Origin of the sequence: Neochlamydia sp. EPS4, assembly GCF_000813665.1 — a bacterium.
In the GTDB taxonomy this organism is placed as follows: Bacteria; Chlamydiota; Chlamydiia; order Chlamydiales; family Parachlamydiaceae; genus Neochlamydia.
On sequence record NZ_JSDQ01000079.1, the window covers coordinates 1 to 9240 of the forward strand.

Consider the following 9240-nt stretch of genomic DNA (forward strand, 5'->3'; position numbering starts at 1 on the left):
GGGGCGTAAAGAGCTTTTGAAAAGCGATACGGAATATGAGGTTATTTTAATTGATGCTACAGAAACGCCTATTGAGCGCCCTAAAAAAAACAAAAGCGCTATTATTCAGGGAAAAAGAAAAAACATACCCTAAAGACCCAAGTTGTAGTCGATAAGAAGAGTAAAAAAGTAATTTGCACCACATTTGGCAATGGCAAAAAGCATGATTTTAGGCTATTCAAAGAATCTCAGCTTAAAGTCAATCCACAAATAAGAGTGCTAACCGATTCAGGATATCAAGGATTAACAAAGCTACATGCCCAAACCCAAGACCTAAGAAAAAAAGTAAGGAGAAGCCTTTAACTCAAGAGGATAAAAGAACAAACCAAAGTTTATCCAGAGAAAGAGTTGCCAATGAAAACGTCATTGGCCTCCTTAAGCGATTTAAAATTATAGCCGATCGCTACAGAAATAGACGTAAAAGATTTGCACTTCGCTTCAACTTGATTGCAGCAATCTATAACTGGGAATTAAATACGTGAGTTTCGAAAGAGGTCTAATATTAGCCACCCGACTTTGACAGTTGCATACATTCTAAACACTTAAGCGTCTAACAATCAAAAGCTTTTAACTTATAATGTTGTGCATGGAAATACTGTTGAACTTCTAATTAAAAGCTGATATAAAGCAGTGCATGTATGTAAGAATGAAGACATCTAAAAAAGCAAAATACCCCACTTTGCAAATTGTTGAAGGTGTAAGGGAAGGCAAAAAGGTAAAGCAGCGCACGATCGCCCATTTAGGAGTGATCAAAAACCAACAAGATTTACAGCGACTTAAAAATCTAGCGGATAAGCTTATTCAGCGATTAGAAAAAGAAGGCCTTGAAATTGATCCTAAAGTAGAAGTTAAAGAATTAAAACATAAAAAAACTATATATGATGGTTTTGGATTAGTTCTAGATCGACTGATGGACCTAACAGGTTTTAATAAGATCATCCAGTCAGCTGGGCGAAAGCAACATTTTAGTCTAGAGGAAAGCATTAAGTTCATGCTGGTGCAAAGATTTGATTTACCCAGCAGTAAGCGAAGAACTTATGAACGCCAAGAAGAGCATGGTTTTCAAGGAATTGATTTACAGCATCTTTATCGCTCAATGGATGCTATCGCCTCTTTAGATGAAGCTATTCAAAAACAGGCTTTTGAAACAGCTTGTAATATTTCAGGCTTAGTAGACTGCTTTTTCTTTAACGTAACCACTCTTTACTTTGAGAGCGTACAACAAGATGACATCAGGGATTTTGGGTTTAGTAAAGATCAAAAATATCATAGGGTGCAGATAGTGTTTGCTTTAGTAGTTAATGTCCATGGAATACCAGTTGCCTATGAAATTTTTAAAGGAAACCTAGCAGAAACCAAAACCATGCTTCCCGTTTTAAATAAGCTAAGAGAACGGTTTTCCATCAATCATGTCACGGTGGTGTGTGATCGTGGCTTGGCAAGTAAGCTTAACATAGAAGCACTTCAGAATGCTAACTTTCATTTTGTAATAGCCACCAAATTGCGCTCGATGCCCAAGAAATTAAAAGTGAACGACCTATCGAATTATGTAGCTTTACCTAATCAAGCAAATATTGCAGAAGAAGATAGAGTTCTTTTCCGCACGTTACCCCACCCTCAATATGCAGATACCCTGCTAATCGTCACTTATAGCCCTAGACGGGCTAAAAAAGACAAAGAAGATAGAGAGCGGTTAATTGAAAAATTAAAAAGAAAGCTTTCTAATTCCTCAGACAAAGGCTCTATAAAAAAGCTAATCAATAACGCAGAGTATAAAAAATATGCGAATATACAAGCAGACGCTTTGTTTATGTTAAATGAGCAAGCAATCGAGGAAGATGCTAAATGGGATGGCTTTCATGGCATTGCCGTGTCCAATAGCGCAGAAATTAGTGTAGAGCAAGCTTTAGCTCGCTACCAGGATCTGTGGCACGTAGAAGAAGCATTCCGAGTGGCTAAATCTACGCTTAAAACCCGCCCTATTTTTCATTGGGCTCCTCGTCGAATAAAAGCCCATCTATTGTTATGTCTTATAAACTTATTTCTCGAAAGATTTTTAGAGTCATTGCTTCGCCAAAATAATGTCTATCTTACTCCCGATCGCATTAGGCATGCATTAGCTCAGGTGCACACAACCATTTTTGAGGATAGATCCACAAAAAGAGAAGGTGCCATGCAATCGCTTCTTTGCCAAGATGCTCAAGCAATTTTCCAGGTGCTGGGAATACCCACTCAAAGAAATACTACGTTTCAATCTCAATGTTGTGCCTGAATTTTTTAATGTAAGTCTTTAACCATTATCTAGTTATAAAACAACTGTCAAAGCCGGGAGATTAAAAGCCATGGGCTAAAATATGGTAAAGAAATTGAAGTAGTAAAAAGACCACCAAGCAGAATGCGTTTCTATGATGAAAACTGGAATGCCGTTTACATTCCTTTACAAAGAGAATTTAGTATTTTACCAAAAAGGTGGATAGTAGAGAGAACTTTAGCATGGATAAACAAATGCCGGAGATTGTCAAAGGATTATGAATATTTACCTACAACTTCACAAGCTATGATTTACACTTCAATGGCTAGGCTTATGTTAAGGAGAGAATAGGTTTCGGGACACCTTCTTAAATATTTCAAAGGATGTAAAGCCCCAGCTGGGTGATTTTTCCACTATAGCTTAAGCTTAATGCCCCGCGCTTTTATTTGTATATTCAGCTGCCTTTTTTAAATTTCCTTGTGCTTTGTATATTCGTGCTAGCTTGCGGTAAAGAAGCACTATATTGAGATGTTTATCACCCCATAGCTTAATATTGATTTTGAGCGCTTGATTGATGAACTTAGCCGCTTCCTCTAAATTTCCTTGTTTTTGGTAGATTGCCCCTAGGTCATCATAACCTAATGCAACGGTGGGATGATTTATGCCGTAGCATCTAATATTAATTTCGAGTGCTTTTTTAATATATTTAGCCGCCTTTACTAACTTGCCCTGACTGTGGTAAATTTGGCCTAAATTATTTGTAAGAGGTTGCCACAGTAGGATGGTTTTCACCAAAAAGCTTACGGCCAATGGCAAGGGCTTTGTTAGTATATTCTACCGCCTGTATTAAATTGCCTTGCTCTTTGTAAATTTGACCTAAACTATTATAAGAGGTTGCCACCGTAGGATGATTTTCGCCAAAAAGCTTAAGGTTAATAGCAAGCGCTTTGTGAATAAACTCTGCCGCCTCATCTGGATTGCCTTGTCTTTGATAAATGCTTGCCAAGGAGTTGTAAATTATAGCTACGCTGGAATGATTTTCACCAAAAAGCTTAAGGCCAATGGTGAGGGCTTTCTTAGTATATTCAGCCGCCTGTACCAAATTGCCTTGTTCTTGGTAGATTGTTCCTAAATTGTTGTAATCCCTTGCCACATCAGGATGATTTTCACCAAAAATCTTAAAGTTAATGGTTAAGGCATTCTTGGCACACTCAATAGCTTTTTCTAAATTCTCTTGATTCCTATAAATTATTCCTAGTTTATTATAATCTCTTGCCACATTTGGATGATTTTCACCAAAAAGCTCGCGGTCAATGTCTAAGGCTTGATTGGTACACTTAGCTGCTTTCACTAGTTTTCCTTGTTCTTTGTAAAGCGTTCCTAAATTAATGTAGTAACTTGCCACATCTGGATGCTTTTCACCAAAAATTTTAAGGGCAATCGCTAGCGCTTTCTTGACATACTTAGCTGCCTTCACCAATTTTCCTTGGCTTTCGTAAAGCATTCCTAAATTGTTGTAATCTTTTGCTACATTAGAATGATTTTCCCTGAAAATTTCAAGGTCAATGGCAAGCGCTTTCTTAAAATGCTCAGCTGCCAGTTTCGCCTTGTCTTGTTTTAGGTTGATCAGTGCCAAATTTGTGTAGTTTTTTGCCACGGTGGGATGATTTTCACCAAAAATTTTAAGATCTATGGCGAGTGCTTTCTCGATGTAATCAGCCGCCTTCTCTATCTTTTCTATATTTTTTTGCTCTTGGTAAACCATTGCTAGGTTGTTGTAATTTCTTGTCACCTTAGGATGATTTTCACCAAAAATCTTAAGGTCTATGGCGAGTGCTTTCTCCATGTAATCAGCCGCCTGAACTAAATCTTTTTGCTCAAGCCAAATTGATCCTAAGTTATTATAGCAAATTGCTACCATGGGATGAAATTCACTAAAAAGCTTATGAGTAATACTAAGTGCTTTTTGAGTATATATGGTGGCCTGTTCTAAATTTCCTCGAGATTTATAAATCTGTCCTAGATTACTGTACTGCATTGCCACCGTAGGAACATCTTCACCAAAAAGCTTACGGTCGATATCGATAGCTTTCTGAGTATATATGGCCGCCTGATCTAAATTCCCTTGTAAATGGTAGAGGGTTCCCAGATTGTTATAATCTCTTGCTGTAGTGATATGAATTTCTCCAAAAAATTTATGGTCAATTTCGAATGCTTTTTGAGCATATATAATAGACTTATCTACATTTCCTTGATCTTGGTAGATAGTTCCTAGGTTGTTGTAAATCGCTGCTACGATGGGATGCTTTTCTCCTAAAAGCTTAATATCAATATCGAGTGCTTTCTTGATGTAATCAGACGCCTTTTTTAAATTACCTTGAGATTGGTAAATAAGCCCCATAGCATGTAGTGCACTTGAATTTTCTGGATTATTTTTGATCGCGGAGCTGTATAAATCTTTGGCTTTTTGATGTAGATGGAGCCTTAAAGCTATATCTCCTTGAGTTTGTAGTGAGTTATCCTCTAAATCTGATAATTTAAGGCTTTCTTCATGACCTCCTAGAAAATTTTGCACAGTTTGATAGAAAGGAATAAAGATTTGGTAAATTTTTTCTATCTTTTCCAGAGCTTCATCATCTAAAGCAAACTGTTTTTTAATAAGGTTTGAATCATCAAACCGAAAGGGTTTAATCAGAGGGTTCATCATCTCTTGTTGAGCTTGATAATGAGAATAAGTCTTAAGGCGCATAAGTAGCGCTATGCTCATCCATTCGTTTAATTTCTTTGCTGCATTATTTGTTAGAATGTCTTTCTTTTTTAATTGCTCAATTCTAGAGAACGTATCGGAGACCACTATTTTTTTAAGAAGAGCCAGGCGATCTAAAGCCAAATGAGGAAAGCGATAAAAATCATTTTTAACTTTAAAAAGCATGCCTTGCCTTTCTAAGTTGTGCATGCCTGGATAAAAGGTTATCATATCCGCTTTCAACAAATGATGTTTGGCTAAGTACTGGCGCAGATTAAAGCCTTCTGAATACGAGATCTTTAGTTGCTCTTGGATTTTATTACTATATTGCTTAGTTAATTCATGATTACCTAGCATATGAGTAAAGGTTAAAAGCTCCAAGGGAAGATGCTGCTCTTTTTTATGCCACCACTGGCCTTTTTCATCTTTGCCAATATATTGCGCCATTTTTTCAGGAGTTTGAATAAGCTCAAATGTTTGGCGATTACCAAAAGGAGTTTTACAGCCTTTTCCTTCCACTCCTTCACCATCAAAGGCAAAACCTCTGGGTGTAACGCTATCGAAAAAGTTAGCCTCCTTTATGCAGGGAATATTTAAAGCAGGTAGGATAGTCTCGCCTAGGTTAATCACTTTTAAGTGAAGAAGAGTTGTTAGACGTCTGAAATAATCTCTGTTTCCAAAAGTGTCTTCTTGCATAAGGATGCCAAACTCTAAATCTGAGTAAGGTGTCATCTCTTCCCTCGCTAAAGAACCAAAGCCTATCATTGCATATTCGCAGGGAGCAGCTTCTAAAACCTCTTGAGCTTGATCTACAAGGCTTTTAAAAAAATTTTTTATCCACAAGGCAATCTCGCTGTAAAGCTCTCTGACTTCTTCTGGTGAAGGGTTTGGACGGATAAGTTGAATTTTCTCTTCTATTTCCTGCCTAAACTTTTTTAACTCTCCGCGATTGTCCTCAAATTGCTTTCTAGTTATAGAAAGATCTAAAGGTTTTCCTTCGCAGAGCTCGACGAGCGAGCCTTCAACTTTTGATAACTTTCCTTTAATACTTTCTCGTTGGTCTAAAGGTGAATCATGTAAGGCATAATTATAAAGCCCTGCGGCTTGAAGGAGTGTTTGCTGCGTTCCTTTTATTAGATAGATATCGCCTAGTTTTTCTATACATAATCTTGTCTGAACAGGATCTTCTTTTTGGATAGCAAGTTTTAAAGCGTGGGTGTAGTTCTCTTCCAGCCTATCTGCCGATAAAAGATTATGACTACCATCAATCGAAAAAGGGGTTTGATTTAAATGACTTGAAAGCTTATCAAGGTAGGACTGTAGTCTTTTAGGTTGATAGAGCTGCAAAAATTTGACGTTATTAGGCATATACTGTTTAAATACTCGAGCACAACTTCTCACATCAAGGATTTTTGTTAATTCGTCTTCACTTAAATTATTAAAAGAAAGAAAAATTTTTTGGAAAATTTTTAAAGGTAGAGTTGCCAAAGGATTAGATGGGTCAAAAGTATTATTTTTTGCTATAAGAAGAGAGTTAGTGTTGATGGGTAATATGATAGAGCTGTGCGTATTCTCTAAATTCATTCGCTTGTCCTTCTTTTAGGCTGGTTTACATTTCAAGGGGATAGAGAGTTGTTTATAATCCTATTACACCCTTACATTTTTAAGAAGGGTGAAAAAAATTATTTTTCATTTTTTATATAAAAGTAAAATTAAAAAGGCAATTTTTATATTTTTAAAATATAAATGACTAAGTAAGAGATGCTTAAAAAAGATTGTTTATTTTTATCCTGGATAGAGCTTAAAAATGTAAGCGGTCATGGGATATAAAAGATTTCTTATATAACAGAAGGTATGGGTTGCTTGGTACGAGCGGTATGGATAGCATCTACTAGAAAATCTAGAATAGATTTTCCTTGTCGATAAAGAGTTTTGATACAGCTATGCAGCGCTCCCCTCCACCTTTTGCGATAGGTAGACTGGTTATCTAGACATAACTTACGTACAATGACTAGATTTTTTAAAGATTCTTCGGCAGCATTATTGATCATAGGAATAGCAGGATCTTTCAAGTAAGCATGGAAATGTTTGATCTGCTTTAAAAGCTTTTGGCAAAACTTCCGCAATTTCTTGGTGCTACTCCAGCACCCCCAGTTCTTGCAATTCTTCTTGTATATAACGCCAGTTAAGATACCCATACTGCTGCCAAGTAGACTGGCTGATTAGTCCTTTTCTATGGGATGTTTATCTTTAAAAAGCTCTTGCAAGGTATCATATAGGTTTCCTAAACGCTGGGTATCTTCTAAAGATATATTGGGCTGTTCTACTTGCCCTTGTATGTTAGGGAGTAGATGAGCTAAACAATATTGTTTGATCTTTACCTTAATTTGATGAATAGCTAGACCTCGATCACTCACTAAGCAATGAATCTGCTGACCGACTAGCGCCTTTAGAGTAGTGCCATTTTGATAGGGGTCTTAATGCATAAGCAATCACATTTCCTACACGTAGTACTAGCAAATGTTCGTTAGTGGCAGCATGGCGCCAACTCGTCTCATCTATATGCAAAGGCTGCTGTGTGGTAAAAACTGCTTTAACGAGTGTCTCATAAGACGAAAAAAGTAAGGCAGCGGTGCGAGCTTTAACTTTAGAAATAAGGCCTGGCTTAAAGCTATGTTAGGCAATAAAGCCCTAATCATGGTGCGCACGGCCTGGGGGCTTTAGGCGTGTTGTCCCATCAGCAGATTAATAGAACTTTCCAATCTTAAAACCAAGCAAGAATTGCTCATTTTCTTTAAGTTCAGGCCGTGTTTCTAGATGACAGCAAGGGCATCTGCTCGTTACTAAATCTATTTGATGCATTAAAGGTTTAATTTCAGGAAGCTCGATCTGCTGCCATGGAAAAAATCTTATCAGTGGCATGCATAGCAGAGTGGCAATGTGGGCAAGCTTTTAGGCAACGCACCTCATGCAAGGTAACCGCACTAGCAGGTAGCAGTTGACGGCTAGCACCAGGATGATAAGGTCGATTTTCTACTTTTGGAGTAATTGGACGATTAGCTTTATGATCAATGGATGGCTGCTTGGAGCTATTCTTGGAATTTTGATTAAGCTTAAGCCTCAAGCTGGGCAATGCGCGCTTCAAGCTTATTGATTATCTTTTCCAATCTATTTATCACTGCTTTTAACTGCACATTTTCAGCTCGAAGCTGAGCATTTTCAGCCCTTAGTTCTGCATTCTCTTTAAATAGCTGCTCGTATGAAGGTTGCATGCTACTCAACATATGATTAAGTAAATATAAACTCTAGAATTAGTTCTACTCATCAGAAAATAATTGATAAACTCCATGGCCGCTTACTTAAAAACAAACAATCTTTTTTAAGCCACTCTTATTTAGTCTTTTATATTTTAAAAATATAAAAATCAACTTTTTAATTTTATTTTTATATAAAAAATGAAAAATAATTTTTTTTCGCCCTTCTTAAAAATGTAAGGGTGTAATAGGATTATAAACAACTCTCTATCCCCTTGAAATGTAAGCCAGCCTAAAAGAAGGACAAGCGAATGAATTTAGAGAATACGCACAGCTCTACCATATTACCCACTAACACTAACTCTCTTCTTATAGCAAAAAATAATACTTTTAACCCTTCTAGTCCCTTGGCTACCCTACCTTTAAAAATTTTCAAAAAAATTTTTATTTCTTTCAGCAGTTTAACTGAAGGCGAATTAAGAAAGATCCTTGATGCGAGAAGTTGTGCTCGAGGGTTTAAACAACACATGCCTAATAACGTCAAATTTTTGCAACTTTATCAACCCGAGAAACTACAATCCTATTTTGACAAACTTTCAAGCCATTTAAATAAAAATCCTTTTTCGATTGATAGTAGTCATAATTTTTTATCTGTAGATAGAGTCGAAGAGCACTACACCCATACTTTAAAACTTGCTATCCAAGAAGAAGATCCTCTTCAGATAAGAGTATGCATAGAAAAACTAGGCGATATCCATCTAATAAAAGGAACACCTCAAACGCTTCTTCAAGCCGCAGGGTTTTATAATTATGCCTTACATGATTCATCTTTAGACGAACAAGAAAGTATTAAAGGAAAGTTATCAAAAGTCGAAATTTTGCTTAGTAAGGCTTGCAAAGGAAAACCTCTAGATATTTCTATAACCAAAAAGCAATTTGAAAATAATCGT

Annotated in this window: 9 protein-coding genes and 2 pseudogenes; 4 read left to right on the top strand and 7 right to left on the bottom strand. The window is 36.7% G+C overall.

What is annotated here, in order from left to right; genetic code table 11:
• From DB42_RS11615 to DB42_RS10965, 3 genes and pseudogenes are all read left to right on the top strand, one after another.
• Positions 1–521 (top strand): annotated as a pseudogene (locus DB42_RS11615) (IS5 family transposase); the annotation flags it as partial.
• A gap of 164 nt (positions 522–685) precedes the next feature.
• Entirely contained in the window at positions 686–2311 is a 1626-nt protein-coding gene (locus DB42_RS08020) for an IS1634 family transposase (protein WP_162180771.1), read from the top strand.
• Positions 2312–2479: 168 nt separating this feature from the next.
• Positions 2480–2641: pseudogene (locus tag DB42_RS10965) on the top strand (transposase); the annotation flags it as partial.
• Between the two features lie 75 nt (positions 2642–2716).
• On the opposite strand, the gene DB42_RS10600 reads toward DB42_RS10965, so the two are convergent.
• From DB42_RS10600 to DB42_RS11335, 7 genes are all read right to left on the bottom strand, one after another.
• A complete protein-coding gene (locus DB42_RS10600; RefSeq protein WP_052436081.1) occupies positions 2717–3082 on the bottom strand; it encodes a tetratricopeptide repeat protein in 366 nt (121 codons plus the stop codon).
• Entirely contained in the window at positions 3045–6620 is a 3576-nt protein-coding gene (locus DB42_RS10605) for a tetratricopeptide repeat protein (protein WP_052436082.1), read from the bottom strand. Before DB42_RS10605 ends, DB42_RS10600 begins: the two co-directional genes overlap by 38 nt.
• A 254-nt stretch (positions 6621–6874) precedes the next feature.
• A complete protein-coding gene (locus tag DB42_RS08030) occupies positions 6875–7234 on the bottom strand; it encodes a transposase (RefSeq protein WP_044882524.1) in 360 nt (119 codons plus the stop codon).
• Positions 7235–7258: 24 nt separating this feature from the next.
• Entirely contained in the window at positions 7259–7453 is a 195-nt protein-coding gene (locus DB42_RS08035; RefSeq protein ID WP_044882525.1) for a hypothetical protein, read from the bottom strand.
• Positions 7446–7604 (bottom strand): hypothetical protein, encoded by a 159-nt coding sequence (locus DB42_RS11330; protein WP_155117478.1) that lies wholly within the window; start codon positions 7602–7604, stop codon positions 7446–7448. Before DB42_RS11330 ends, DB42_RS08035 begins: the two co-directional genes overlap by 8 nt.
• A 307-nt stretch (positions 7605–7911) precedes the next feature.
• The gene (locus DB42_RS08040; RefSeq protein ID WP_162180772.1) at positions 7912–8181 is read right to left on the bottom strand and encodes a hypothetical protein; all 270 of its coding nucleotides are present in this window, start codon (positions 8179–8181) and stop codon (positions 7912–7914) included.
• Positions 8150–8308: a hypothetical protein gene (locus tag DB42_RS11335; RefSeq protein WP_155117479.1), complete on the bottom strand. Its 159-nt coding sequence runs from the start codon at positions 8306–8308 to the stop codon at positions 8150–8152. Before DB42_RS11335 ends, DB42_RS08040 begins: the two co-directional genes overlap by 32 nt.
• Positions 8309–8601: 293 nt before the next feature.
• Here DB42_RS11335 and DB42_RS08045 point away from each other — a divergent pair.
• The coding region (locus tag DB42_RS08045; RefSeq protein ID WP_044882527.1) for a hypothetical protein at positions 8602–9240 on the top strand (639 nt) is incomplete at its 3' end.

What these genes read in the sequence shown, in the direction of transcription:
- DB42_RS08020 (WP_162180771.1), top strand. Translation starts at nt 686, where the DNA reads ATGAAGACATCTAAAAAAGCAAAATACCCCACTTTGCAAATTGTTGAA.
- DB42_RS10605 (WP_052436082.1), bottom strand. Translation starts at nt 6,620, where the DNA reads ATGAATTTAGAGAATACGCACAGCTCTATCATATTACCCATCAACACT.
- DB42_RS08030 (WP_044882524.1), bottom strand. Translation starts at nt 7,234, where the DNA reads ATGGGTATCTTAACTGGCGTTATATACAAGAAGAATTGCAAGAACTGG.
- DB42_RS11335 (WP_155117479.1), bottom strand. Translation starts at nt 8,308, where the DNA reads ATGCAACCTTCATACGAGCAGCTATTTAAAGAGAATGCAGAACTAAGG.